This is a genomic window from Janthinobacterium sp. TPC_1 (assembly GCF_056037845.1).
The window spans coordinates 455757-481786 of the sequence record NZ_CP195157.1 but is presented as its reverse complement, the minus strand read 5'-3'; the positions used below and the strand labels follow the sequence as shown (position 1 = coordinate 481786).

Annotated in this window: 20 protein-coding genes and 2 pseudogenes; 17 read left to right on the top strand and 5 right to left on the bottom strand. The window is 56.1% G+C overall.

The window, feature by feature from the left end:
* Position 1: 1 nt before the first annotated feature.
* From ACQVLG_RS02330 to ACQVLG_RS02255, 16 genes and pseudogenes are all read left to right on the top strand, one after another.
* Complete coding sequence (locus tag ACQVLG_RS02330; RefSeq protein ID WP_474292677.1) at positions 2 to 295, top strand: aminotransferase class III-fold pyridoxal phosphate-dependent enzyme; 294 nt, start codon at positions 2 to 4, stop codon at positions 293 to 295.
* The gene (locus ACQVLG_RS02325; protein WP_474292675.1) at positions 231 to 1295 is read left to right on the top strand and encodes an aminotransferase class III-fold pyridoxal phosphate-dependent enzyme; all 1065 of its coding nucleotides are present in this window, start codon (positions 231 to 233) and stop codon (positions 1293 to 1295) included. The genes ACQVLG_RS02330 and ACQVLG_RS02325 overlap by 65 nt, the downstream gene beginning before the upstream one ends.
* Complete coding sequence (gene pseG / locus ACQVLG_RS02320) at positions 1288 to 2820, top strand: UDP-2,4-diacetamido-2,4,6-trideoxy-beta-L-altropyranose hydrolase (protein WP_474292674.1); 1533 nt, start codon at positions 1288 to 1290, stop codon at positions 2818 to 2820. The genes ACQVLG_RS02325 and pseG overlap by 8 nt, the downstream gene beginning before the upstream one ends.
* Positions 2821 to 2893: 73 nt before the next feature.
* Positions 2894 to 3883, top strand: a complete 990-nt coding sequence (gene pseI / locus ACQVLG_RS02315; RefSeq protein ID WP_474292672.1) for a pseudaminic acid synthase — start codon at positions 2894 to 2896, stop codon at positions 3881 to 3883.
* Between the two features lie 118 nt (positions 3884 to 4001).
* The gene (locus tag ACQVLG_RS02310) at positions 4002 to 5333 is read left to right on the top strand and encodes a UDP-glucose dehydrogenase family protein (RefSeq protein WP_474292671.1); all 1332 of its coding nucleotides are present in this window, start codon (positions 4002 to 4004) and stop codon (positions 5331 to 5333) included.
* A 115-nt stretch (positions 5334 to 5448) separates the two neighbouring features.
* On the top strand, positions 5449 to 6387 hold the full coding sequence (locus ACQVLG_RS02305) for a UDP-glucuronic acid decarboxylase family protein (RefSeq protein ID WP_230539894.1): 939 nt from the start codon (positions 5449 to 5451) through the stop codon (positions 6385 to 6387).
* An 85-nt stretch (positions 6388 to 6472) separates the two neighbouring features.
* Positions 6473 to 7423, top strand: a complete 951-nt coding sequence (locus ACQVLG_RS02300; RefSeq protein WP_474292669.1) for a phytanoyl-CoA dioxygenase family protein — start codon at positions 6473 to 6475, stop codon at positions 7421 to 7423.
* 23 nt (positions 7424 to 7446) lie between these two features.
* Positions 7447 to 8706, top strand: a complete 1260-nt coding sequence (locus tag ACQVLG_RS02295) for a polysaccharide biosynthesis protein (protein ID WP_474292668.1) — start codon at positions 7447 to 7449, stop codon at positions 8704 to 8706.
* Entirely contained in the window at positions 8703 to 9701 is a 999-nt protein-coding gene (locus tag ACQVLG_RS02290; protein ID WP_474292667.1) for an acyltransferase, read from the top strand. The genes ACQVLG_RS02295 and ACQVLG_RS02290 overlap by 4 nt, the downstream gene beginning before the upstream one ends.
* Positions 9702 to 9722: 21 nt before the next feature.
* A complete protein-coding gene (locus ACQVLG_RS02285) occupies positions 9723 to 10937 on the top strand; it encodes an oligosaccharide repeat unit polymerase (RefSeq protein ID WP_474292665.1) in 1215 nt (404 codons plus the stop codon).
* Between the two features lie 254 nt (positions 10938 to 11191).
* Positions 11192 to 12589: a capsular polysaccharide export protein, LipB/KpsS family gene (locus ACQVLG_RS02280; protein ID WP_474292664.1), complete on the top strand. Its 1398-nt coding sequence runs from the start codon at positions 11192 to 11194 to the stop codon at positions 12587 to 12589.
* Positions 12543 to 13340: a glycosyltransferase family 2 protein gene (locus ACQVLG_RS02275; RefSeq protein ID WP_474292662.1), complete on the top strand. Its 798-nt coding sequence runs from the start codon at positions 12543 to 12545 to the stop codon at positions 13338 to 13340. The genes ACQVLG_RS02280 and ACQVLG_RS02275 overlap by 47 nt, the downstream gene beginning before the upstream one ends.
* A gap of 22 nt (positions 13341 to 13362) precedes the next feature.
* The gene (locus ACQVLG_RS02270; protein ID WP_474292660.1) at positions 13363 to 14388 is read left to right on the top strand and encodes an NAD-dependent epimerase/dehydratase family protein; all 1026 of its coding nucleotides are present in this window, start codon (positions 13363 to 13365) and stop codon (positions 14386 to 14388) included.
* A pseudogene (locus ACQVLG_RS02265) lies at positions 14372 to 14936 on the top strand (sugar transferase). Before ACQVLG_RS02270 ends, ACQVLG_RS02265 begins: the two are co-directional and overlap by 17 nt.
* Before the next feature lie 115 nt (positions 14937 to 15051).
* Complete coding sequence (locus ACQVLG_RS02260) at positions 15052 to 16998, top strand: polysaccharide biosynthesis protein (protein WP_474292658.1); 1947 nt, start codon at positions 15052 to 15054, stop codon at positions 16996 to 16998.
* A 186-nt stretch (positions 16999 to 17184) separates the two neighbouring features.
* Positions 17185 to 18282: a lipopolysaccharide biosynthesis protein gene (locus ACQVLG_RS02255; RefSeq protein ID WP_474292656.1), complete on the top strand. Its 1098-nt coding sequence runs from the start codon at positions 17185 to 17187 to the stop codon at positions 18280 to 18282.
* A gap of 144 nt (positions 18283 to 18426) precedes the next feature.
* Here the strand turns inward: ACQVLG_RS02255 and ACQVLG_RS02250 are convergent, their stop codons facing one another.
* A complete protein-coding gene (locus ACQVLG_RS02250) occupies positions 18427 to 19323 on the bottom strand; it encodes a sulfurtransferase (protein WP_474292655.1) in 897 nt (298 codons plus the stop codon).
* 125 nt (positions 19324 to 19448) lie between these two features.
* Here ACQVLG_RS02250 and dnaE point away from each other — a divergent pair.
* Positions 19449 to 22996 (top strand): annotated as a pseudogene (dnaE, locus tag ACQVLG_RS02245) (DNA polymerase III subunit alpha).
* A 63-nt stretch (positions 22997 to 23059) separates the two neighbouring features.
* On the opposite strand, the gene ACQVLG_RS02240 reads toward dnaE, so the two are convergent.
* The 4 genes from ACQVLG_RS02240 to ACQVLG_RS02225 all read right to left on the bottom strand — a co-directional run bounded on the left by ACQVLG_RS02240 (position 23060) and on the right by ACQVLG_RS02225 (position 25971).
* The gene (locus ACQVLG_RS02240; RefSeq protein ID WP_230539881.1) at positions 23060 to 23290 is read right to left on the bottom strand and encodes a DUF6139 family protein; all 231 of its coding nucleotides are present in this window, start codon (positions 23288 to 23290) and stop codon (positions 23060 to 23062) included.
* Positions 23291 to 23463: 173 nt separating this feature from the next.
* Entirely contained in the window at positions 23464 to 24459 is a 996-nt protein-coding gene (locus ACQVLG_RS02235) for a VirK/YbjX family protein (protein ID WP_230539880.1), read from the bottom strand.
* Between the two features lie 49 nt (positions 24460 to 24508).
* Positions 24509 to 25048: a universal stress protein gene (locus ACQVLG_RS02230; protein WP_474292653.1), complete on the bottom strand. Its 540-nt coding sequence runs from the start codon at positions 25046 to 25048 to the stop codon at positions 24509 to 24511.
* A gap of 86 nt (positions 25049 to 25134) precedes the next feature.
* A complete protein-coding gene (locus ACQVLG_RS02225; RefSeq protein ID WP_474292652.1) occupies positions 25135 to 25971 on the bottom strand; it encodes a MipA/OmpV family protein in 837 nt (278 codons plus the stop codon).
* Positions 25972 to 26030: the final 59 nt, after the last annotated feature.

The following is a 26030-nucleotide window of genomic DNA, read 5'->3' as shown; positions in this document are numbered from 1 at the left end:
TATGTCTACACGCTATCAACGCTCTGAAGAGTTATTGGAACGCGCCCTTAAAACGATCCCGCTCGGCTCGCAGACTTTCAGCAAGAGCAAAACCCAGTTTCCATTGGGTGTTTCGCCGTACTTTATTCAACGCGGCAAGGGTAGCCATGTATGGGATGTGGATGGAAATGAATACATCGACTTCATCAGCAGTCTGGCGTCGATCACGCTCGGCTACAACGACGAGAGACGTGACCAATGCGGTCAAGGCGCAGTTGGACGAGGGCGTCATTTTCAGCCTGCCGCATCAGATTGAAATGCAGGTCGCGGAGAAAATTTGCGAAATCGTGCCTTGCGCCGAGATGGTGCGTTTCGGCAAGAATGGTTCCGATGCCACCTCTGGCGCCATCCGTGTGGCGCGTGCTTACACTAACCGCGAACATGTGGCCGTGTGCGGCTACCATGGCTGGCAGGACTGGTACATCGGTTCGACCGCGCGCAACCGCGGCGTTCCCGTTGCCACGCGCGAACTCACGCATACCTTTGCGTACAATGACCTGGCATCGCTGGAAAAGCTGTTTGCCGACTTCCCCGAGCAGATATCGGCCGTGATCCTCGAACCGATGAATGTGTACGCACCTAAGGAAGGATTCCTCGAGGGCGTCAAGGCACTGGCACACAAGCACGGCGCGCTGCTGATCTTTGATGAAACCATCACCGGCTTCCGCTACGCCAATGGTGGTGCGCAAGAGCTGTTTGGCGTCACGCCCGACCTTGCCACGTTCGGCAAGGGCCTGGCAAATGGCTACCCGGTATCTGCCATCGCCGGCCGCGCCGATGTCATGAAGCTCATGGAAGAAATCTTCTTCTCGTTCACCTTCGGTGGCGAAACGCTGTCGCTGGCAGCGGCCTTGGCCACGATGGAGAAATTACAGCGCGAACCTGTCGTGGCGACGATCAAGAAGCAGGGGCAGAAAATTATTGACCGCCTCAATGCCATCATCGAGACGAATGCGGCGCAGCACATCATGAGCGTTGCTGGCCATCCGAGCTGGAGTTTCGTGCTGATCAAGGATGCTGCTCCGTACACGCAATGGCATATCAAGACCTTGTTCATGCAAGAAATGTTGGCGCGCGGCATTCTGACGTTCGGTACCCATAACGTCAACTACAGCCATAGCGACAGCGATCTCGAGAAGCTGTTTTCGGCTTATGAAGAAGTCGTGCCGATGCTGGTTAGGCCGTCAAGGATGGAACGCTGGAAGGTTTGCTGCGCTGCAAACCCTTGGAACCACTATTCAAGGTGCGATGAGTAGCTCCGTTGTCATTCGCGTCGATGCTTCCGTACAGATGGGGAGCGGTCACGTCATGCGCTGTACAACCTTGGCGAAAGAGCTCCGGTCGCGTGGCGCATCCGTCACCTTTATTTGCCGAAAACTGCCCGGTAACTATATCAACTGGCTGGTGTCGAATGACTTCGAGGTGATTGCATTGCCCGCGCCTGTGGATGACAAGGTGGTCACGGCCAGTCAGGTTGGGCATTTTTCCTGGCTGGGTGTGTCTCTGGAGCAAGAAATTGCGGATGTGTGCGAGGCTTTGTCACATAGGCCGCTGCATGACTGCCTGATTGTCGATCATTACGCGCTTGATGAGCAGTGGGAACGCGTGGCGAGGTCATTCGCAAACACGATCATGGTCGTCGATGATCTTGCTGATCGCCGGCATGACTGCGATATTTTGTTGGACCAGAATTTTTATCTGGGCATGCAGCAGCGCTACGATCATTTGTTGCCTTTGTCGTGCAAGAAGCTCCTGGGTCCAGCGTATGCCTTGCTGCGCCAGGAGTTCGTGGTGCAGCAATCCCACGTCAGGCCGCGAGACGCCGCTGTGCAGCGCGTCCTGGTGTTCTTTGGCGGCATAGATGCCGACAACTACACGGCGCCCGCCATTGCCGCACTGGCGCGTGCCGCCAGGCCGGAAGTGCAGGTCGATGTCGTGATTGGTGCGCAACATCCGGCGCGTGCGGCGATCGAAGCCAGCTGCATGCAACATGGCTATGAATGCCACGTGCAAACCTCGCGCATGGCCGAATTGATGGCGCAAGCCGATTTGGCGATGGGAGCAGGCGGTACTGCTACCTGGGAACGTTGCTGTCTTGGTTTGCCAGCTTTGACCGTTTGCGTCGCGGAAAATCAGCGGCAACTGGTCAATGACGCGGCGCACGCCGGCTTCATTTATGCTCCGCGCATCGAGCTTGGCGATACCTTGGAAGAGACCTTCTTGCGCCATTATCTGGCATTGCTGGATAATCCGGGTTTGCGTAATTTCCTGTCGCGCCGCAGTCTCGAGATTGTCGATGGCCGTGGTGCTGCGCGCGTGGCCCGCTTGATGGGGAGCAATGCCATCGCATTGCGCCTTGCCACTGCCGGGGATTCGGCGGCCTTGATGGCCTGGCGTAACGATGATGCAATCCGTGCTGTGTCGCGCAATACGGCGCCGATCACGGCGGAGAGTCATCAACGCTGGTTTGATGCTGTGTTAAGCGATGCGCAGCGCATTTTGCTGATTGGACACCACGCCGATGGCCACGCTGCAGGCGTGGTGCGGTTTGATGTGCGTGACGATAGCGCCGAAGTATCGATTTACCTGGTTCCCGGCACGAAGCAACGGGGCTTGGGTGCAGAGTTGCTGGCAAGTGCCGAGCAATGGCTGCGAACAGCGCGTTCTGATATCAAGATAATAAGGGCCGAGGTGCTGGGCGATAACCAGCCTTCGCACCGCCTGTTCCTGGCTGCATCGTATGTCAGGGATTCCACATGCTATTTTAAGAAGGTGAACTAAAAATATGACTGATTCGATAAAAATCGGCAATCGCCTGATCGGCAAAAACCATCCGCCATTCGTGATCGCGGAAATGTCCGGCAATCACAATCAATCGCTGGAACGCGCGCTGGAAATTGTTGAGGCTGCGGCCAGGACAGGTGCGCATGCGCTGAAAATTCAGACCTATACGCCAGATACCATGACGCTGGATCTGGATGAGCGGGAATTTCACATCAGCGATCCCAAGAGCCTGTGGGCCGGCACGTCGTTGTACAAGCTGTACGGTGAAGCGTACACGCCTTGGGAATGGCACGCACCGATCTTCCAGCGCGCGCGTGAACTGGGCATGATCCCGTTCAGCACACCGTTTGACGACACGGCAGTCGACTTCCTGGAAACGCTGGACATGGACTGCTGCTACAAGATTGCCTCGTTTGAAAACACCGACTTGCCGTTGATACGCCGCGTGGCAGCCACTGGCAAGCCAGTGATTATTTCCACGGGCATGGCAACCGTTGCCGAGCTAGACGAAACTGTGCGCGCAGCGCGCGAGGCCGGTTGCCGCGATTTGATCCTGCTCAAATGCACCAGCACTTATCCTGCCACGGCCGCGAATACGAATATCCTGACGATTCCGCATTTGCGTGAATTATTCGGCTGTGAAGTCGGCCTGTCCGATCACACCATGGGTGTGGGCGTGTCGGTGGCCAGCGTGGCGCTGGGCGCCAGCGTGGTGGAAAAACACTTCACCTTGAGCCGTGCCGACGGCGGCGTCGATAGCACGTTCTCGATGGAACCGGCTGAAATGGCGCAACTGGTGGTAGAGACCGAGCGTGCCTGGCAAGCGCTGGGTCACGTTGCTTACGGTCCGACCGCAGCCGAGATGAAATCGCTGCAATTCCGTCGTTCGCTGTATGTTTCGCAAGATATCAAGGCGGGCGAGATGTTAACGAAGGAAAATCTGCGTGCAATCCGTCCTGGCTTGGGGCTGCCGACCAAGTTCATGGACGTTTTCCTGGGCAAGTGCGTGACCAGCGATGTGCCGCGCGGTACGCCCCTGTCCTGGGACCTGATCGGTTAAGCATCGCGTTCGCCATGCCCGTATGGGCCTGATGCCTGATGCCTGCTTCTGTTGCCAGCATCAGGCAGGATAGCCGTTATCCATCGATAAAGTAGAAGATTTTTAAAAGAGTAAGATTATGAATGTGACTGTCATTGGCACGGGGTATGTTGGCTTGGTCAGCGGTACCTGTTTTGCGGAAGTCGGCAACAATGTGCTGTGCCTGGACCTGGACGCGGAGAAGATCCGTATCCTGAATGAAGGCGGCATCCCAATTTTTGAGCCGCATCTGCTGGAAATGGTACAGCGCAATATCGCCGCCGGCCGCCTGCAGTTCACCACCGACGTCAACAAGGCTGTTGATCATGATCATGCTTCGGTGCAATTTATTGCTGTCGGCACGCCGCCAGATGAAGATGGCTCGGCCGATCTGAAGTATGTGCTCGCGGCAGCGCGCAGCATCGGTCAGCACATGCAGGGTTACAAGGTGATTGTCGACAAATCGACGGTGCCGGTAGGCACGGCCAGCAAGGTGGCAGCCGTTGTGGCAGAAGAATTGGCATTGCGTTCCGCCGATATCGGCTACAGCGTAGTGTCCAATCCGGAATTCCTGAAGGAAGGCGCTGCCATCGACGATTTCATGCGTCCCGACCGTATCGTCGTCGGCGCCGATGATGAACAGGCTATCCACCTGATGCGCGAGTTGTATGCGCCGTTCCAGCGCAACCATGAGCGCCTGATCATCATGGATGTGAAGTCGGCCGAACTGACCAAGTATGCAGCGAACGCGATGCTGGCGACGCGTATTTCCTTTATGAACGAGCTGGCCGATTTGTCCGAGCGCCTCGGCGCCGATATCGAGTCGGTGCGCCTGGGCATGGGCTCCGATCCCCGCATCGGTTATCACTTCCTGTATCCCGGTTGCGGCTACGGCGGTTCTTGTTTCCCCAAAGATGTGAAGGCGCTCATCGGCACAGCCAAGGAACATCAGCAGGATCTGCAGATATTGAATGCCGTGGAGTCGGTCAACAATGCCCAAAAGCATGTGCTGACAAAGAAGATCAAGGCCCGTTTTGGCGCCACCCTGAAGGGCATGCGTTTCGCCATCTGGGGCCTGGCCTTCAAGCCGAATACGGATGACATGCGTGAAGCGCCAAGCCGTGAACTGATCGCCGATTTGCTGGCGGCAGGTGCCGTGGTGAGCGCATACGATCCCGTGTCCTTGCATGAGGCCAAGCGAATTTATGCTGGGCAAGATGGAATTACTTTTGCGGAATCGCATCAGGACGCCCTGGATGGCGCCGACGCCTTGGTAATCGTGACTGAGTGGAAAGAATTCCGCAGCCCTGATTTTGCAGTGATTAAAGAAAAATTGAAAACACCGGTGATTTTCGACGGACGGAATATTTACGACCCGGCGACGGTGCTTGCGCATGGCTTTGAGTATTTCCCGATTGGCCGCCGGGCATAGCAGCGGCTCAGGCGAAGCGTGCCGGCTCCGTGCTGGCTGCCGCACCGCCGCATATTGATATGGGCGCTTGACCGCCAAACCTGCCGAATAGGCAAACTTTTAAAAGTATATTGCGATGAAAAAAATTCTAGTAAGCGGCGGCGCCGGTTTCCTTGGCTCACATTTGTGTGAGGAATTGATCAGGACTGGAAATGATGTCTTGTGCGTCGATAATTTCTTTACGGGCAGCAAGCGCAACATCGCGCATTTGATGACCAATCCGTATTTCGAAGTGATGCGCCACGACGTCACCTTTCCTTTGTATGTAGAAGTTGAGCAAATCTACAATCTGGCATGCCCGGCCTCGCCCGTGCACTACCAGTTCGATCCCGTGCAAACGACGAAGACCAGCGTGCATGGCGCCATTAACATGCTGGGATTGGCAAAGCGCTTGCAAGCGCGCATCCTGCAAGCATCGACGTCGGAAGTGTATGGCGATCCGGAAGTGCATCCGCAACCGGAAGAGTACTGGGGCCGCGTGAACCCGGTGGGCATCCGTAGTTGCTACGACGAAGGCAAGCGCTGTGCTGAAACCTTGTTCTTCGATTACTGGCGTCAGCACGCTTTGCTGATCAAAGTGGTGCGCATCTTCAATACCTATGGCCCGCGCATGCATCCGAACGATGGCCGCGTCGTCAGCAATTTTATCGTGCAGGCAATTCGCGGCGAAGACATCACCATCTATGGCGAAGGCCAGCAGACTCGCAGCTTCTGCTATGTCGATGACTTGATCAATGTAATGGTGCGCATGATGAATTCGCCCGACGATTTCACCGGCCCGGTGAATATCGGCAACCCTTGTGAATACACGATGCTGGAACTGGCCGAAATGGTCTTGAAGCTGACGGGTTCGACCAGCAAACTGGTCTTCAAGCCCCTGCCATCGGACGATCCGAAACAGCGTCAGCCAAACATTGCGCTGGCCAAGGAAAAGCTGGGCTGGGAACCGAAGGTCAGCCTGGAAGACGGCTTGACGCGCACTATCGAGTATTTCAAGAAGGAATTAAGTTTATAACCAGGAATTCCAGGGAGGGGGCGTAATGGCAAGCCTTCCTGGCGACCTCGGTAATTTTTTCTGATGCATGCCTTTGGGAGCATAAATGGCGGTAGCAAAATTGATGCAATTGGCTGGATCATTCAAGAAAAATCCAGGATATGTGGCGATGCGTAGTATTGCTCGTTTCAGACTGGTACGGCATGCGGTGAAGGCCGGACGGCACTATGCGCAAAAAAATGCTTGGGAGGAATACAAGCAACAGTTGCGCGCCGCTCTGCCCAATAGCGTTTTTGCCAATTGTGATCCGGATGCTTTTGTAGCAGAGTTGCGGCGCGATGGTGTCGCTTTTGGCCTGGCCTTGCCGCCGGCCTTGCTGGCGGAGATTTGCGCGTATACCGATCAAGCGTCATGTTATGCGGACCGTGAACCTGAAAAAGGCTTTATGGCGCAGCAACGGGGTGATGCGGAAGCGCACCTGGGCAAGCCGGTATTGGTGGCGCAATACCTGAACACAGAAAAAAATTGCCCGGCGATAGAACAGTTGCGTAATGATCCATTCCTGTTGTTAGTTGCCGCCGAGTATTTGGGAAGCATACCGACGCACGTCGGAACAAATTGCTGGTGGACCTTCCCTGTAGATGCCTCTGCGGAGGATAGGGTGCGCCATGCGCATGTATTTCATAGCGACCTGGATGATTTCAGTTTCTTCAAGTTCTTTTTCTATCTGAGCGACGTTGAAAATGATGGGGCGCATGTCTGCGTGCCAGGATCGCATACGCGTCCGCCACGTTTGAGCTTACGTGACCATTTCCTGGTTCGACGCTGGCGCGATCAGGAAATTGAACAGTTTTATGGTGAAGAGAATATCTTGAGCATTAACGGCAAGGCCGGTACCGGATTTGCGGAGGATACGTATTGCATGCATAAAGGCAGTACGCCCATGCATCAGCCACGATTGCTGCTGCAGATGCAGTTCGCCTTGTTCGATTACGGCGTTCAGCACGACAATGTCGCGCCGAACAGGCTGAAACAGATTGCGGATGTGAATTGTTGAATATAGCTGCTCGCACCAGATCAATGACGGCGCGCATCATTGCGCACCTGAAATATACACCCATACTTGGTTTTGCAGCCATGCTCGGCCTGGTGCGGATAGGTATTTACGCCAAACTGCTGGACGTTGCTGAGTTTGGACTGCTGTCCAAGGCGCTGTTGATATCCGGATTCTTCTGTGTGGCTGGCAGCTTTGGTTTTCAAATACTGGCGCAGCGCGATTTACCGACTGTATTTGCGCATCACCGCTATCGCCATGGCCTGGTGATATTGGGCAAGGCCGGCATGATTACATCGATGGCGGCATTGTTGCTGTGTTTTCTGCCGTTGTTGCGTTTTGTTCCGCTGCAAGTCAGTGCGCTGGTTTTTTTGATTGCAGTCCTACATGGTTGGGCTTTGCAGAATTTTATGTTGCTGGTATTGGACAGCCGTAGCCGGCTGGAAATGATCCCGTACTCCATGCATATTCTGTCGAGAACAGTTTTCTCTATGGTACTGGCTAGTGTCATCGCATTGCTGGGGGGGGGCGGTATCGGCATCTTGTTGGGCGAGTTATTGGTGACCCTTGTCCTGGCTGGCCGGATCATGCAGAAGTTATTGTCTGCTGCCCATTTTTCGTGGGGTATTTTCCTACGTTTGTGCAAGAAGGGATTTACGCGTAAAGAGTGGTCTGTCGCGGGAATATTGTTGTTGGGGACGACATTGGCTTTCCTGAGCAGCAGTGCCGATCGGTGGATCGCTGCCGATGCCCTGAGTGCCAAACAATTCGGTTTGTATTCATTTTCGTGGATACCCTTGGTGGCTGCCATGTCGATACAGAGCTTGTTGAATGCCGGCTTGTTTCCACTCATTGCGCAGCGGCGGGTTGCCGGATCGGACAGCAAGGCGCTGCGCGTCACAGCCATGGTTTCAATTGGTTTATTGCTGTTTTCATTTGCGGCAGCATTTTTGGCGAACTACCTGATTGCCTGGATTATTCCGAAATGGTATGGGCAATATACTGAGGCGTTGCCTTTGTTCCTGCCTTTACTGTTGGCCGCTGCCTTCAGGGTATCGGATTTTTGGTCAAGCTACTTGATCATCGTGCATCGGCACATTAGTTTGCTGGTCACGCAATCTTTTTTGATTTTGACGGCATTCCTGTATTGCCGTTATGGCTTGCAGGGTGCTGATTGGATGAGCGACCCATATAATTTCACTTTGCTGGCCTTATTTTTGGCAGTGGGAAACTATATTGTGAATGCTGTTGTTGCATTTTTTGCAGGATATAAGGTTGGTTCGTGAAAAAAATAAAAAGAATTTTCGAGCTTTCACCGTTCTGGCGCTGGTGGAGCTGTTTTTTCTGGGCGCGTCAGCGTGTCCGGTTGCATCCTTCTGTCCGTATTGAAGGTAGTGCTGCCCGTCTGCGGATTGGTCATTCCACAAAAATTGGCGCTGCTTCTGTGCTGGAGATCGGACCTGCATCTCGGGTCGCGATCGGCTCGCATTGCTGGTTTTATCGTGATATTGAAATACGCAGCAATGGCGTGCTGTCGATCGGTAGCAGGACCACGCTGCAAAAAGGTGTGACTTTGAATGGCAATGTCAGAATCGGTGCGAACTGCATATTGGCACCGAATATCTTCATTTCTTCGGGTACGCATATTTTTGACCGTTGGCCAGGCTTGCCGATTCAATGGCAGGAACAGTTTTTTCACGAAGGTGTCGCAGCTCCTGCGGGCGCCAGGCTGGCTAGCGATTATGACCGTCCGGTGGAGATTGGCGAGGACTGCTGGCTTGGTGTCAACGCGATGATCCTCCCAGGCGTGACGATAGGGCGGGGCTGCGTGGTGGGCGCCGGCTCCGTGGTGAGCAAATCTGTTGCGCCATACAGTATCGTGGCAGGGGTGCCCGCCAAGCCGATAGGCCAGCGGCTGATATGGCTACCGCCGGTCAACCTGGATGCGTCACAGCGTGACGCAATACCCTATTTATATGAGGGGTTCGATTGCCAGTTACAGGCGCAGATGCTGGTCGCGCGCATGGGTGAACGTACCAGGATTGCGCTATCGTCAGAAGTTGCGGCCAGCCTTAGGATGAAGCTGCATGCTGCTGCAGGTGGGCGTTTGCGTCTGGGTGAACATGAGCAGGATTTGGTCGCTGGTGACAACCTGCTGTCTTTTCCTGTTACGCAGGCGACGGGGCAGAGTTACGCAGGCGCAGTCCTGTATGAGTTCATTCTGTCTGGCTCAGCCCTGAACAATAGCGTGACATTATTGTCTTGCGAATTGTCAAATTGAAATTTTATTAAAGCAGGATTTATGCCTTATAGCTTGCGTGTATTTGTAGGGGTCTGGATATTATATTTCTTGCTGGTATTACTTGCACCGGCATATTCAATGACGTCGGAAATGAATCAGGTGGTATTTTTGGATGCCGGATTTGTGGCGCTGACGTCGTTGGTGGCGGTATTGACCAATTATTTTCTTGAAAAAAAACTGCGCGTGGATAGTGGCTATTATCTGCAACAGGTACAAGGTATTTCGGATAAGTTAATTCGCTTCACTTTGTTATTGGCATTGGTCGGTTTGCTGGCGTTGATGTTCGATAAAATCCAGGTGCAGCATATTGACTATAGCGGTGAGCTGGCGCGTGCTCGAGAAGAGTGGCGCGAGTTGGGCGAGGGACGCGAAGGTGTGTCATCGCCGTATAGCATGATTGGATATGCACTCTCGACCTGTTTTATCCTGACGCTCGTTCCACTCATGCTGAGCCCCAGGCTCTTGCGTCCGGCAAAGATCGGCATTGCCTTGCTTGGCTTGTTCTTCTTTTTAATGTTGAATTCGATTTTGATCGGCGGCAGGTCGATTATTTTGTTGACACTATGTTTCGCAGTGGCGTTTTATGTTATCCGCCGGGAACGCGGTGGCAGGGCATATACCTTTTCAAAAAAAACAAAAATAGGTTTGCTGATATTGGGTGGGATCGCCATCATGTATATTTTCTATGTGTTCATGTCGCGCGCCAGTGCTACCCATGACGGCGTTTCTGGCGCCGAATATCTTGAGGCGATGCAAGAGTATATGGAATTGAAAACTGCGACCTGGCCGGCGCTTCTGGAAAAATCGTTTCCTGCGCTTGGGTCCCTGGTCGCATTTGGCATGTTGATCATCACTTATTTATGTCATAGCGCCTTCATCTTTGCCGAGTACTTGCAGCATCAGACTGATTATGCGGGTGATCCATTTATCCTGTTCAATCATATGCGTGGGATTTTCGCCAAACTGGGCCTGATAGGCCCTCAAAGTACCGATTGGTTCCTGGCTGGACGTTTTCCGTCTTTGCCAGGAGCATTATTTCATGATGGCGGATATGTTTTATTGTTTGTGGGGACTTTGATATTGGGGGGATTAGTTGGTGTAGCGAATTTTTTCACCAAGGCAAAGCAGATGTCGCTCATGCGTGTCGGTTTCGTCTCTTCCGTCTATACAATTCTTTTCTTGTCGCCATTGCTTTTCGCGCGCCGGACATCATGAGCTTCCCCTTCATCGTATTTGAATTTATCATGTTTGGCGTATTGTTTTCCAAATTCAGAATTACAAAATAAAGTAGGTGTAAAAATGCGTTTAGGTTTAGTTTCCCTGTATTCGTTTCGGCCCCATGTCGAACATTTGTATTATGTGTCGACACTGCTGAAGGAGGCCGGCCATGAATTGTTCTTCCTGACATGCGACGGTGCGCTGGACAATTGTTATGGGCGGGCCTTGAAGGGAACCTCCAAGTTGGCGGAATGTCCTACTTGCATGGCAGGCGGTATCCGTTCGTTCCCGTTTCGCAAATCACGTCGGTCCGCGCCAAGCATCGCGTCAACTTGTCCGAAGATGAACGTAACTTATTGGCCTCATCGAGCGCATGCACCTTGCTGCGTACCGAAACGGAGGCCGATACGCATTTGCCGGATTATCTGGCGCTTAGAGAAACATTCTACAAGCCCGTCGAAACGATGTTTGGCAATGCCGCGCAATGGATCAAGAGCAATCAGCTGGATGGCGTGATTTGCTTTAATGGCAGGATGGATGGCACGCGTGCCATCACTTATGCGTGCGAACAGCTGGACATTCCTTACCTGACGATGGAACGGCCATGGTTTAGTGATGGGTTGCAATTCATCCCACAAGCTAATTGTCTATCCTTGAAAGACGTCGACCGTCTGAATATCCAGTACCGCGACGTGCCGTTGACCGCGCGCCAGGCTGGCGTGGCGGCCCAGTTAATCGCCTCGCGCTTTGTGCGCACGAATCTGAAAGAGTGGCGTGCCTATAACCTGAATGCCACCCAGGCCGACTGGCCGACCGATGCCGTTGCCGGGCCCAAGGTGTTGATACTGCCAAGCAGCCGTAATGAATTTCAGGGACACCCTGAACAGGAAAGCGGCTGGGAAAGCTATGTGGAGGGCTTTGAACTGGTGCTGGCATCGCTGGGTATTCCCGCGGCGAATGTAGTGCTGCGTTGTCATCCCAATTGGAGCGAAAAGATTGGCGTCGCCGACGGTGCCAGCTCCGAACGCTATTATGCCGACTGGGCAAAAGGCCAGGGCATCCGCTGCATCGGCGCACGCGAAACAGCCAGTACTTTTGACTTGATCCAGCAATGCGACATCTTGCTGGTCAATGGCAGCAGCGCGGCGTTTGAGGCGGGTGCCTGCGGCAAGAAAATTATTTGTCTGGGCCATTCCACGTATCAGGAAGCGGGTATCGCCGTGCATCTGGACAAGCGTAGCGAATTGCACAAGCTGCAGGCATTGGAACAGCATGAACCGCTGGATGTGATTCGCCGCACCTTGCGCTACGGCTATACGATGGCGCGCCGCTTTGCTCAATTCACGGATTTTGTCGAAGCGCTGACGCCCACGCGCTACCGCTATTTTGCGGGTGCCGACGCCGACAGGATCGTGCGCGCGTTGTGTTCCGGCATGCTCGAAGCCGACGACCCGGAAGTGGCCGCCGACGACAGTAGCGAAATGGGCGTGGTTGCCAAGATGCTGGACAAGAAATGGGATCAGCTGGCTGTATTCGATGAGGCAAGGCCTGTACGTCCGGAAATTGACATCGGCCGTCGCGTTGGTTTGCGCTGGCTGGACCGTGCGCGTGAAAAGTTACCTACAGGGGATTTGTGGCATGGAAAATAATAAACTGGTATCGATCATCACACCGGCCTATAACGCGGCCAGGTTTGTGGAAGCGACGATACGTTCGGCGCAAAGCCAGTCTTACCCGCACTGGGAAATGTTGATCGTCGATGATTGTTCGAAAGATGATACTTGCGCGGTCGTCATCGAGCGCCTGGCTGCGGATGACGCACGCATTCGCCTGATTCGCCATGAAAAAAACGGTGGCGCGGCAGTGGCGCGCGAAACGGCCTTGAAGGCTGCCAGCGGCCGCTATATCGCGTTTCTCGATAGCGATGATGTGTGGCTGCCGGAAAAGCTCACGCGCCAGCTGGCTTTCATGGAAAGTACTGCGGCCCCCTTGTCCTACACCAGTTTCCGGCGCATTTCCGAGAACGGCGATAGCTGTGGCGAACCGATTGCCATCCCCTTGAGCCTCACGTATCGGCAGTTGCTGGGCAATACGGCAATCGCCACGTCCACGGCCATCATCGATCGCGAAAAGACGGGGCCATTTGCCATCACGCGCACCTATTATGATGATTTTGCCCTGTGGCTGACCGTGCTCAAGCGCGGGTTGGTCGCGCATGGCTTGCGCGAAGACCTGATGCGTTACCGCGTGGTGAATCAATCACTCTCCCGCAACAAGAGCAAGTCGGCCATGAAAGTGTGGCGTGCCTATCGCGACCTGGAAAAATTGGGCGTCCTGGCTTCGTCGTGGTATTTCGTGAACTATGCCTGGAATGCATCCAGAAAGTATCGCAATTTATAGATGGCCATTCGCCCTTGCCAGCGTGAGCTGGCATCGTAGTTTTTCTTCAGGTAATTATATTGTGCAAAATAATCAAGGTGAATCCAGACACATCGCCGTCACTGGTGCAAATGGCTTTATCGGCAGGCAGTTATGCGTCCACTTGAGCGATAAGCAGCACCAGGTGCGGGCGATCGTGCGTGCGCAGGGCGCGCAGCCGGTCAAGGTAAGGCAAGTCGTCCAGGATCTGGCTGCGCTGGCGCCGGACAGCCGGGTGTTTGAGGGCTGCGATGTCGTCGTCCACCTTGCCGGGCGTGCCCATGTCTTGCACGATCAGGTGGCCGATCCGCTGGCGGAGTTTCGCAAGGTAAATGTGGAGCTGACGCGGCACCTGATCGCCGATGCGGCGCGTTGCGGCGTCAAGCGCTTCGTCTTTGTCAGCTCGATCGGCGTGAATGGGAATGCCAGCGCTGCGCATCCATTTACGGAGGCCGATGCGGCAGCTCCGCATGACTTGTATGCGATCAGCAAGTATGAAGCAGAGCAAATGATAGGGGAGCTGATTCCAGCATCCGAAATGCAATTTGTCATTGTGCGTCCGACGCTGGTTTTCGGCCCTGATGCACCGGGCAATTTTGCCTTGTTGCTCAAGCTGGCAGCAAAGTCCCTGCCATTGCCCTTTGGTAGAATCGCCGCCCGGCGCAGTTTGTTAAGCATCTGGAATCTGGTGGATTTTCTGCATGTGTGCGCCATGCATCCGGCCGCTGCCGGAGAAACATTTCTTGTGTCCGATGAGCAAAGTTTGACGCTGGGAGATATTTTCCGGCACATAGGGACGGGCATGGGAAAAAAGCAACATATATGGCCCATTCCTGCGGCCGTGGTACGGGCCGTGGCGACGCTCTGCGGGAAGCGGCAGATGTATGCGAAATTGACCGCACAATTGCTGGTAGATACAACTAAAGCAAAGTCCATTCTTGGTTGGCGCGCGCCATACAATAGTAGCGCAGCACTCGAGCGCGCGGGACGGGAATACATATCAGGGAAGATGAATGAAACGAGTATTTGATTTGGTATTGGCGTTGATCGCGTCGTTGTTGCTGCTGATTCCGGTTGGCCTGGTCGCCCTGATGGTGCGGCTGACGTCCGCGGGGCCCATTGTTTATTGGTCTGATCGTGTGGGGCGGCAAAACAAGATATTCAAGATGCCGAAGTTTCGCACCATGCGTGTCGATACTCCCGCTGTGGCGACGCATTTGCTTCCGGACCCCAAGCAATTCCTGACCCCGGTGGGTTCCTTTTTGCGTAAGTCCAGCCTCGACGAATTGCCGCAATTGTGGAGCATATTGAAGGGCGACATGAGCTTTGTGGGGCCACGTCCGGCCTTGTTCAACCAGTACGATCGATCTGATCGAATTGCGCAGCCGCCATGGTGTCGATGGCATCTTGCCTGGCTTGACGGGATGGGCGCAAATCAATGGGCGCGATGAATTGCCTATCGTGGAGAAGGTCAAACTGGATGCCGAGTACTTGCAGCGCCGTTCACTGGCACTGGATCTGCGCATTCTGTTCCTGACGTTCCTGAAGGTGGTGCGCCGGGATGGAGTGACCCATTGATGAATATCTCGTCCGGTTTGCCAGAGATTGTGCCTGGCAATCGCGTATCGCTCATGGCGCAGGCCAGGTGCTGCCTGGCATTGGCGCCAGCCGCTGTAGAAAAAGGAACCTTTGAATGAAGCCGATATTCAATTTTTCGCGTTTTCACAAGCAAATTGTGGCGGCGTTTGCTGATCTGTTTTTCTTGCCGCTGACTTTTTGCATTGCGATTGCATTGCGTTTCGATGGCTTGGCAAATGCCCAGTTTTCCCCCTACATTTGGCTGATCCTGGCGGCGCCGCTCGTCTCATTGCCTATTTTTATCAAATTGGGCTTGTACCGCGCAGTGATCCGCTTTATCGACTACAAGATCGTTTATGTGGTTTTTCTTGGCGTCAGTTTGTCCGTGGCCGTATTGCTGGCCATGGCCGTGTTTTTGAATGGCATGAATGGTTTGTCGCGCGGCGTTTTCGGTATTTTCTGGGTGTGCGCCATCATGTATGTGGCGGCCAGCCGTTTCCTGGCGCGCGCGTATTTTTTGTACGCTAACCGGCGTGCGGATGGCATACGCGTGGTCGTTTATGGCGCTGGCGCTTCCGGCAATCAACTGGCCCAGGCCCTGAACCATGCTGGCGAGTACAAGGTAGTCGCTCTGATTGACGACAAGAAAGAACTGCATGGCGCCAGTATCGGCGGCATACGGGTATATGCACCCGAAGCTTTGTCTGATTTGGTGGCAAGCAAGGACATCAGCAAGGTGCTGCTTGCCATGCCGTCCCTGAGCAAGGCGCAGCAACGCCGTATTCTGGAAAAGCTGGAACCGCTGAAAATCAAGACCTTGGTGACTTCGCCGATCAAGAGCTTGATACGCGCCAGTACGCAGGTGCAGGATTTGCGCGAAATCGAAATCGAGGATTTGCTGGGGCGCGACGCGGTGGAGCCGGATCAGGACTTGATGGCTATGTGCATTTCTGGCAAGACAGTCATGGTGACTGGCGCAGGTGGTTCGATCGGCTCCGAATTGTGCCGCCAGATATTGCGTCAGCGGCCAGCTTGTCTGATTCTGTATGAAATGTCGGAATTTGCCTTGTATTCCATCGAACAAGAATTGCAAGGATTGAAAAAAATCCTGCGGGTCGAGGTGGAGTTGCTGCCGTTCCTGGGATCCGTGCTGGAAACAGCCAAGTGCGAAAGAATACTACGAACTTTCCGTGTTGAAACTTTGTATCATGCCGCTGCGTATAAACATGTTCCCTTGGTGGAGCACAATCCAATCGAAGGTATACGTAACAATGCATTGGGAACGCTGAGCATGGCGCGTGCTGCGATCGATGCCCAGGTGAAGCGTTTTGTACTCATTTCTACAGACAAGGCCGTTCGTCCAACCAATGTGATGGGCTCCACCAAACGGCTGGCAGAGCTGATTTTGCAGGCATTTGCCCGTAAACAGGACAAGACGCGGTTTTGTATGGTTCGTTTTGGCAATGTACTGGGATCGTCTGGCTCGGTTGTGCCCTTGTTCCGCAAACAGATTATGGCGGGCGGGCCGATTACGATCACGCATCCGGAAATCACGCGTTATTTCATGACAATTCCCGAGGCCGCGCAGCTGGTATTGCAGGCGGGTGCCATGGGACAGGGGGGAGATGTTTTTGTTCTGGATATGGGTGACCCTGTCAAGATCGTCGACCTGGCCAAGCGCATGGTGCATTTGAGTGGACTGGAAGTCAAAAGTGAACAGGCGCCCGATGGCACCATCGAAATTCATCATGTTGGTTTGCGTCCAGGCGAAAAGCTGTATGAGGAATTGTTGATTGGAGACAATGTTGAAGGTACGGATCATCCGTTGATCATGCGTGCGCGCGAGGTTGAAATCCCCTGGGCAAAGCTGGAAGGTATGCTGAGCGCATTGACGATGGCATGCGATCAGTTTGACCAGGCCGCCGTACGAACGTTGTTGCTGGAAATCGTTACCGAATATGAACCGCAGTGCGGTATCGAGGACTGGGTCTGGAATGCCCAGCGGACTGCGCAATCCAATAGCCCGGTCGTCGTGATGGCGCGCCAGGCCAATGCAGACTGATGGTCAGATAATTGCTTTTATTTTTGATGTACTTATTACTTAAAGAAGAATCATGGACAAATTGGTAGAAATGAAACAAGCGCCAGAGCAGCAAGGTGCGCCTGAATTTTCCTTGACGGAGGTACTGATCGTTTTATGGAAAGGCCGTAAATTGATCGTGGGCGGTACGGTGGTCGTGATGATATTGTGCGTATTATTTACCTTGTATACGGCAACGTACAAAAGCGAGGGCTTTTCCAGTTTGGCGGTGCAATTCCGGTACTGAAAGAACAGGTCAATGGTGAAAGAGACAAGGATAAAGAGAAAGAAAAAGAAAAAGAAAAGGAGCCACCTCCAGGTATCGCGCTGGGCGACTATAAGCGCTATGTGGCGGCATTAAGCAGTAGTGGTCGCTTTGACGACTATATGCAACAAGTTAAGCTGAACAATGACCCTACGGTGCAAGAGTTACGCCATACGCTGATCGTGCGCAACAATTTTTCCAAATTTCTGGAGCCGATTTATCCGATGACCAAGCTCGATGCCAAGGAGTTGATGGATACAGCCAAGGATATCAGCAATAATGTTATCGGTTTGCGTATCAGTTACGAGGCGACGACGCCTCAGGATGGGCAACGTATGGTTGCCCTGCTGGGCCGTTATACGATGGATAGTGTGATTTACCTGGTATATTCCGACTTCTTGCGTTCCAAACACCTGGATTTGACGAGCAAGATTACCAAGCTTGATAATGAGATTATCAGCAACAAAGAGAAGCTGGAAAGTTTTGCCCGTAAAGGCGATACCTTGAGAAAAATTGTTTCGCGCTATCCTGATGCTGCGGGGCAGGGAAGCCGCCAGGTGGTCAGCGTGACCGAGGACAATGCGCGTTATCTGTCGCCATCGACGCAGTTGATGTCAACCGAGGTAGATGCCTTGATGGCAAACGAAGCAATTCTCAAGGCGCTGCGTGAACAAAAGCAAAATCTCATATTGCGCGAATACTATGATGGCGCCAAGGTTGTGCTCGATAGCAATAAGTCCGGCGAGGCGGTCTTGCGTTCGCTCGAATCGATCAAGGAAAATGTCTTCAAGAAGAGGGACTTGAATGATGAGTCAGTCAAGGAGGTGTTCAATACGATTACGGTCGATAATCAGAAAGCCACGGCCGTCTATCTGGAAAAGAGCCGCTTTATTGCGGGACCCACCTTGCCAGAAAGCCGCACCAGCCGCTTGTCGAATAGCTTGCTGGCGGGTTTTTCTGACCGGTCTGGCGTTCTTCTCGTTGTTGGTGTTCGGCCGTAGCTGGTGGCGGGCAAACCGGTTGAAGTTGGCTGACTAACTGTCGTCACAATGACCGCCATGTGCTGGCGGAATGGAAATGCCCATCCTGGCAGGCAACGGCCAGGATGGGCATTTCAGTTTACTGCAGGCGCGGGGAGCCGCTTCTCATTTTTCGTCACTGTTGTAGCAATGCGGGCAAGATACCTCGTAGACATATTCAGGCGCCAGTTGCTGGCGCGGCGTGACGACGGCGCGGCACACAAAACATTGCACGGTTTCCGTCGGTTCCAGTTTCGGGTTCAGGGCCGTGCGGTAGTCGAAGACGAAGCAGTCGCCCGTGTAGTGCTCGCCGCCCACTTCCTCGAAATATTTCAAAATGCCGCCGTCGAGCTGGTACACGCTGTTGTAGCCGATTTCCTTCATGTGGATGGCGGCCTTTTCGCAGCGGATGCCGCCCGTGCAGAAGGTGACGACGGTCTTGCCTTCCAGTTCGTCCTTGTGGGCGGCGGCCACGGCCGGGAATTCCGTAAACTTGTCAATACGGTAATCGAGCGTGTTGTTGAACGTGCCCACGTCCACTTCAAAGGCGTTGCGCGTTTCCATCATGACCACCGGTTTACCCGCGTCATCGACGCCGGCATCGAGCCAGCGCTTGAGCGTATGCGCGTCGACGGACGGGGCGCGGCCCAGTTCCGGCTTGATCAGCGGCATGCGCATGGTGATGATTTCTTTTTTCAGCTTGACCAGCATGCGCTTGTGCGATTGCTCGTTCGACAAGCTTTCCTTCCATTCCAGATCGGCCAGACGGTCGTCGCTGCGCACCCAGGCGAGGAAGCTGTCGATATGCTCGCGCGTGCCCGACAGGAACATGTTGATACCCTCCGGTGTCAGCAGGATCGTGCCCTTCAGTCCCAGCGCCAGGCATTGCTCCTGGTACAAGGGACGCATGGCTTCCGTATCGGCCAGCGTAATGAATTTATACGCGGCGATATTGACAAACGTGGCGGCCGGCGGGCAGACGGTGGCGGAAACGGCGGGTGTTGCTGGGGTGATGGCTTGCATGATGGCGATCGGCTTAGACTGAACAGCCGATATTATAAGCCCGACAGGCCAGGCAGGATACCCGGTCCGTACGCGCGACGCGGTAGAATAGACCCCATTGAATTTTGCACGAAACGGTACACAGGATGGAAATGGTAATGCAAGAGGCCGGCGCTCCGGCAGGTTCACCGCAAGCCCCGCAAGGGCCCGCATTTGTCCACTTGCGCGTGCACTCGGAGTATTCGATCGTCGACGGCCTGGTGCGCATCGACGACGTGGTCAAGGCGGCGGCGAAGGACAAGCAGGTGGCGCTGGCCGTCACCGATCTGTCGAACCTGTTTGGCATGGTCAAGTTCTACAAGGAAGCGCGCGGCAAGGGCATCAAGCCCATCGTCGGCGTCGACGTGTGGATCACGAATGACGACAACCGCGAAAAACCGTCGCGCCTGCTGTTGCTGGCGAAGAACCGCATGGGCTATCTGCAGCTGTGCGAACTGCTGTCGACGGCATGGCTGACGAACCAGTACAAGGGGCGCGCCGAACTGCGCATCGAGTGGCTGCAGGCGCTGGCGACGAATACCTACGACCTGTACCCGGGCGAGAGCGCGGCGAATGGCTTGATCGTGTTGTCCGGCGCGCATTTCGGCGACGTCGGCATCGCCATCGAGAATGGCAACCTGGCCCTGGCCGAGCGCAATGCGCAGCGCTGGGCCGAGATTTTCCCTGGACATTTCTATATCGAAATCCAGCGCGGCGGCCAGGCCAACCAGGAAGCGCAGGTGCGCCATGCGGTGGCCCTGGCGGCCAAGCTGGGCTTGCCCGTGGTGGCCACGCATCCCGTGCAATTTATTTCCCCTGAAGAATTTATTGCCCACGAAGCCCGCACCTGTATCGCCGAAGGCGAAATGCTGGCCAACGCCAAGCGGGTAAAGCGCTTCAATGACAGCCAGCGCTTCCTGTCGCAGGCCGACATGGCGGAATTGTTTGCCGACTTGCCGGCCGCGCTGGCCAATTCCGTGGAAATCGCCAAGCGCTGCAACCTGACCTTGACCCTGGGCAAGCCGCAACTGCCAAACTTCCCCACGCCGGACGGCATGACGATCGACCAGTTCCTCGTCGCCGAATCGCAGGCGGGCCTGGAAAAACGGCTATTGCAGCTGTATCCGGATCCCGAGCGCCGCGAAAAGGAGCGCCCGCGCTATGAATCGCGTTTGAAATTCGAGACGGACACGATTTGCAACATGAAGTTCCCCGGCTACTTCTTGATCGTGGCCGAGTTTATCCAGTGGGCCAAGGAAAACGGCGTGCCCGTCGGCCCGGGCCGCGGTTCGGGCGCCGGTTCGCTGGTCGCGTATTCGCTGCTCATTACCGACCTCGATCCATTGCAGTACAACCTGCTGTTCGAGCGCTTTTTGAATCCTGAACGCGTCTCGATGCCCGACTTCGATATTGACTTTTGCCAGGAAGGGCGCGACCGCGTCATCCAGCACGTCAAGGATTTGTACGGCAAGGAGGCCGTCTCGCAGATCGCCACTTTCGGTACCATGGCGGCCAAGGGCGCAATCCGCGACGTGGGCCGCGTGATGGACTTCGGCTACAACTTCTGCGACGGCATCTCGAAGCTGATCCCGTTCAAGCCCGGTAAGCCCGTGTCGATCGCCGATGCCATCGAGGAAGAACCGCTGCTCAAGGAACGCCTGGAAAACGAGGAAGAGGTCAAGCAGCTGCTGGACCTGGCGCAGCAGGTCGAAGGCATCACGCGCAATATCGGCATGCACGCGGGTGGCGTGCTGATCGCCCCGGGCAAGCTGACGGATTTTTGTCCGCTGTACACGCAGGGCGGCGATTCGGGCGTCGTGTCGCAATACGACAAGGATGACGTGGAAGCCGTCGGCCTGGTGAAGTTCGACTTTTTGGGTCTGACGACCCTCACCATTCTCGACCGCGCCGTGCGCTACATCAAGCAGCTTGATCCCGCGCAAGCTAATTTCGATCTGGCAACATTGCCGCTGAACGACAAGCCGTCGTACGACTTGCTGACCAAGGCCAAGACCGTGGCCGTGTTCCAGCTGGAGTCGCGCGGCATGCAGGGCATGCTGAAAGATGCGCGTCCCGACCGTTTCGAAGACATTATCGCGCTGGTGGCGCTGTACCGTCCGGGCCCGATGGACCTGATTCCCGATTTCTGCAAGCGCAAGCACGGCGAACGCTTCGATTATCCCGATCCGCGCACGGAATCGATTCTGTCCGAAACCTACGGCATCATGGTGTATCAGGAGCAGGTGATGCAGATGGCGCAGATCGTCGGCGGCTACTCGCTGGGCGGCGCCGACATGCTGCGCCGCGCCATGGGTAAAAAGAAGGCCGAAGAGATGGCCGAGCACCGCGAGATCTTCCGCGCCGGTGCGGCGAAAGATGGCTTGACGGCGGAAAGGCCGACGAGATCTTCGACTTGATGGAAAAGTTCGCCGGCTACGGTTTCAACAAATCGCACGCCGCCGCTTACGCCCTGCTGTCGTACCACACGGCGTATTTAAAGGCGCACCACACGGCCGCCTTCATGGCCGCCAACTTGTCGCTGGCCATGGACGACACGGACAAGATCAAGATTCTGGTGGAAGACTCGCTGGAAATCTGCAAGCTGACCTTGTTGCCGCCAGACATCAACGAATCCGATTACCGCTTCATGCCGAGCGGCGCGGCGCCGTCCGTGAGCGGTAAGAAAGTCACGCAGATCCGTTACGGCCTGGGTGCCGTGAAGGGCTCGGGCCAGAACGCCATCGAAGCCATCATCGCCGCGCGCGAGGCCGGTGGACCTTTCACGAGCCTGTTCGATTTCTGCAAGCGTGTTGATAAAAAGCAAATCAACCGCCGCACCATCGAGTCGCTGATCCGCAGCGGCGCCTTCGATTGCCTGAAGGTCGACCGCGCCATCCTGCTCGCATCCGTGGCCTTCGCCATGGAGTGCGCCGACCAGGCCGCCAAGGCGGCGAACCAGGTGAGCCTGTTCGGCGGCGACGACAGCGACATGGTGGCGCCGCCCGAGTACGTCAAGGTGCCCGTGTGGAGCGATAAACAGCGTCTGACGGAAGAAAAGATCGCGCTGGGCTTTTACCTGTCCGGCCACCTGTTCGATTCGTATGCGCCCGAGGCGCGCCGTTTTGCACGCACGAAATTGTCCGAACTGTCACCGTCGCGCGAGCCGCGCATGATGGCCGGCGTCATCACGGGCTTGCGCACGCAGATGACGCAGCGCGGCAAGATCCTCATCGTCACCCTGGACGACAAGAGCGGTACCGTCGAGGTGACGGTGTACGGCGAATTGTTCGATTCCAACCGGAAAATCTTCAAGGAAGATGAATTCCTTGCCGTCGTGGGCAAGGTGTCGGAAGACCGTTTTTCGGGCGGCTTGCGTATCACGGCCGAGAGCGCCTTCGACATCATCGCCGCGCGCGTGCAGTATGGCCGCCAGCTAGGTTTGACTTTGCCCACGACGCTGGACATGAAACGCATCAGCGACGTGATCATGCCGCACCGGGCTGTGGATGGCTTGCCGATCGCAGCCAAGGTCAGCCCGCAAGGCGTCAGCTGCGTGCTGCAGTTTGGCGACGAGTGGAAAGTGGCGCCATCGGATGAATTGCAGATGGCGCTGGAGCAAATGCTGGGCGCGCAAGAGGTGGCGGTCGAATACTGACCGGCACTGCCCGGCGCGTACAGCAAAGCCAAACCGCAGGCATGCAGGTTTGGCTTTTTTCGTTTACATGTCTTTCAGGCCCGTGATCGCATAACCCTTGGCAGCGATTTGCTGGTGCGGCTGTTCGATATGGTAGTCGGGCAAGACCTGGGCATCGTCGGCCACTTCGCTGGCGCGTACTTCCAGTTGCCAGTCGGTATTGGTCACTTCTTCCGGAATGAGCTTTCCTTCCGGCACGGCGAGATAGGAAAAAATGCCGTCGTGCTCGGCCCGGCGGTAGATGTCTACGCGCATGAATGCCTCCTAGTAAGCGTTGGGGAAACCGGCGCACCGCAGTGCATGCCGATAACGCTAGCGTAACAGGATTGTGCCGCGCACGGGTTGAAGCGCGTGCGACAGGAACGGCGATGCGGAAGTGACGGCGAGCAACGACGCGAGGGCGGGCGCCGTGCGGTGGCCGGGGACGTTCAGGCGGCAGCGGAAGCGTAGTCGTCGTCGAGATCGGCCGATAGCCCCACCTGGTTGGCAGCTGCGGCAGCGCCTGCCGTGGCGACCTGCACGGGGCTGCGATGGGCGTCGAGACCGCTACGCAGGCTGCTGATCATGGCCAATGTCAGTTCGTGGCGCTTGCGGGCTTCCGAACGTTTCTTTGAAGGAATTTCTTCCAGGGCAGGCAAGGGCAGATTTTCGCATGGCAATTCGAAGTCGCCATCCTGGCGTGCCTGGGCGCCCAGTTCTTGCCAAAGGGAATTGTAGTCGGCGAACAGACGGCTCTTTTTTGCGGCGTGATGCACGGCGCGGTTGGCGTTGCCTACAAGCACCATGGTGCGGCAGCCATGTTCATGTCCCAACTGGCGCACCAGGCGCACCATCAGGGCCTTGGGGCGCATGCCATGCAGGTCGCGCGTTGCCTCGCGCACGCGGCGCAAGCCTTCCGCGCCGTGCGGACCCTGGATGCAGCCGATGCCCACGCCCATGCTGGCGCGCGCGCGGGAACCGAAAAAGGTAAACGCGACCGAGTAAAGCATGTCATCGCCATGCACCAGTTGCAGAACCATCTCGCCTTCGCGGTCCATCGGTTGTAGCGAACATAGCTGCAAATGGTAGGGCGCGCCCGACTTTCCCGGCACGGTGCCCAGCCGCACCGGCGCGCGCGCCGCCTGCGCCATCAGCTTGCCCCAGCCTTGTTGCAGGATGAAATCATAGTGTTCGACCAGCATGGCGACGCGCTGGCGGCACGACAGATTCGTGCTCAGATAATGGCGGTACACCTTGTGCATCATGCGCGGATAGGCTTGCAGCAGCTCGTGGAACACGGGATGGGAATTGAGCAGCTGCAGCCAGATGCGCGTCTGCCGGCGCTGCAGCTGTGCCCGCAATTGCAGCTTGAGCAGCTCGCGCGTGCGCGACATGCCTGGCGGCATATCGGTCAAGCCTGCGTGCAGGGTGATGGTTGGTGTCATTAATTAGTTTCCATGAGGAATGTGAATGGGGCGTGGCGCCAGCGGCGCTTCAGGCGGGCGGCGGCCCGCTCATGCCGTCGGTATCGGCCAGCAATACCGTGGCGCTGCGCGTGGCGCGCGCCAGCTTGCGCGCCAGCGCGCCGGCGAAGCGGCGCTGCCAGGGGCTGTGCCGGAGGGCCGGCAGGACGATTTCGTGGCAACCGAGCAATTCAGCCGTATCGAGTATCGTAAACAGCAGCTCGCCGGCGAAAATATGGGTACTGAAGGCGAGATGAGAACGGCTCAGGTAGAGTCCTGCCTCGTGCATCATCTGCTGCGTGGCCAGGTCCAGTGCCTGGCATGCGCTGGACCCGTGCCGGGGCAGGCCGTCGGCCTGGCGTGGCGGCGCCGGTGTCACGTGCAACAGGTTCACGCGAACCTTGATGCCCCATTCCTGCAGGCGCCTGGCATAGCGCGCGCCGTAGATGATGTCGCTGGCGCGCTTGACGGGCAGGAGCAGCAGCAAGGTATCCTGGCCCGGCATGCCGCACGCGCCCGCGGCGCTGTCGGCGGCGCGGTGGCGTTGCGGGGCAAGACGCGATGCATGCATGGCAGGGAGGATCTGGTCGGAAAATCATGTCATCTTATCCATGCCTTCCCCCCCTGTAAATTGGCGAAACAGCGTACGGGTTCCCCTTATGCCGCCCCCGTTTCAATAGCGGTAGGTGACGTACACGGCACCGATCGGCGCCGTCTTGCGCTGCACGATGGGGCTCTTGGCCGCGTCGCCCAGGCGCTCTCGACGCCGACCAGGGTATTGATACCCCAGCGCGCATCGAAGCGGTGCTCCCAGTTGATGGTGGCCTGCGCCTCATAGAAACCGCCCTTGGGCGTGTATTGCTTGAACGAGGTATTGGCGGCCTGGGTGGCCGTCACGCCATACATGGTTTGCACGTACTTGCGCTCGCCCCAGCTCAGCTGGCCGCCGATGCTCACGCTGTCTTGCTGCACGCCCTTGGCATCGGCCCGGCCGTACACCTGGCCAGTCGCGCCGAAATGCACATTCGCGCCATTTTCGCGGTTCGACAGGGGAATATCGCTCGACACGCTCAGCGACAGGCCCGGCAATGGCGAATAGCCGGCGCTGAGCAGGGCGCTGGCGTTGCCCTTGACTTCGCCCATGCCCTTCAGATAATCGCTGCCGCCGAAACCGTTCACACCCGTGCGCTTGTGGTCTTCGCGCTTGCCGCGGTAGCCCAGCCCGGCGCTGTAGCTGAAGGGCCCGGCCTGGCCGCCATAGCCAATGCCGCGCGAGGTGCTGATGAACACGCCATTGGCCATGGCGTAGTCGAGGATGATCAGCGGCGAGGCCGACAGCTTGTCGGAGCCGGAGTAGCTGGATACGGCGGCGACGCCGCCGCCGATGGTGAAGACATTTTCCGCTGGCGGTTCGGCCGCCGCGGCGGCCAGCGGGTTGAGGATCATGCCGCTGGCGAGTGCCAGCGAGGTCAGCAGGGTTGTGGGTGCGTGCATGGAGTGTTCCGTCAGGTGGAGAACCGAGTCCGGAGTGGCTCGATTGACTGCGGACAGTA

Bases quoted from the DNA above. Each gene is read 5' to 3' on its own strand.
- ACQVLG_RS02330 (WP_474292677.1), top strand. From the start codon at position 2: ATGTCTACACGCTATCAACGCTCTGAAGAGTTATTGGAACGCGCCCTT.
- pseG (WP_474292674.1), top strand. From the start codon at position 1,288: ATGAGTAGCTCCGTTGTCATTCGCGTCGATGCTTCCGTACAGATGGGG.
- pseI (WP_474292672.1), top strand. From the start codon at position 2,894: ATGTCCGGCAATCACAATCAATCGCTGGAACGCGCGCTGGAAATTGTT.
- ACQVLG_RS02310 (WP_474292671.1), top strand. From the start codon at position 4,002: ATGAATGTGACTGTCATTGGCACGGGGTATGTTGGCTTGGTCAGCGGT.
- ACQVLG_RS02305 (WP_230539894.1), top strand. From the start codon at position 5,449: ATGAAAAAAATTCTAGTAAGCGGCGGCGCCGGTTTCCTTGGCTCACAT.
- ACQVLG_RS02300 (WP_474292669.1), top strand. From the start codon at position 6,473: ATGGCGGTAGCAAAATTGATGCAATTGGCTGGATCATTCAAGAAAAAT.
- ACQVLG_RS02295 (WP_474292668.1), top strand. From the start codon at position 7,447: ATGACGGCGCGCATCATTGCGCACCTGAAATATACACCCATACTTGGT.
- ACQVLG_RS02285 (WP_474292665.1), top strand. From the start codon at position 9,723: ATGCCTTATAGCTTGCGTGTATTTGTAGGGGTCTGGATATTATATTTC.
- ACQVLG_RS02280 (WP_474292664.1), top strand. From the start codon at position 11,192: ATGTCCTACTTGCATGGCAGGCGGTATCCGTTCGTTCCCGTTTCGCAA.
- ACQVLG_RS02260 (WP_474292658.1), top strand. From the start codon at position 15,052: ATGAAGCCGATATTCAATTTTTCGCGTTTTCACAAGCAAATTGTGGCG.
- ACQVLG_RS02250 (WP_474292655.1), bottom strand. From the start codon at position 19,323: ATGCAAGCCATCACCCCAGCAACACCCGCCGTTTCCGCCACCGTCTGC.
- ACQVLG_RS02240 (WP_230539881.1), bottom strand. From the start codon at position 23,290: ATGCGCGTAGACATCTACCGCCGGGCCGAGCACGACGGCATTTTTTCC.
- ACQVLG_RS02235 (WP_230539880.1), bottom strand. From the start codon at position 24,459: ATGACACCAACCATCACCCTGCACGCAGGCTTGACCGATATGCCGCCA.
- ACQVLG_RS02230 (WP_474292653.1), bottom strand. From the start codon at position 25,048: ATGCATGCATCGCGTCTTGCCCCGCAACGCCACCGCGCCGCCGACAGC.
- ACQVLG_RS02225 (WP_474292652.1), bottom strand. From the start codon at position 25,971: ATGCACGCACCCACAACCCTGCTGACCTCGCTGGCACTCGCCAGCGGC.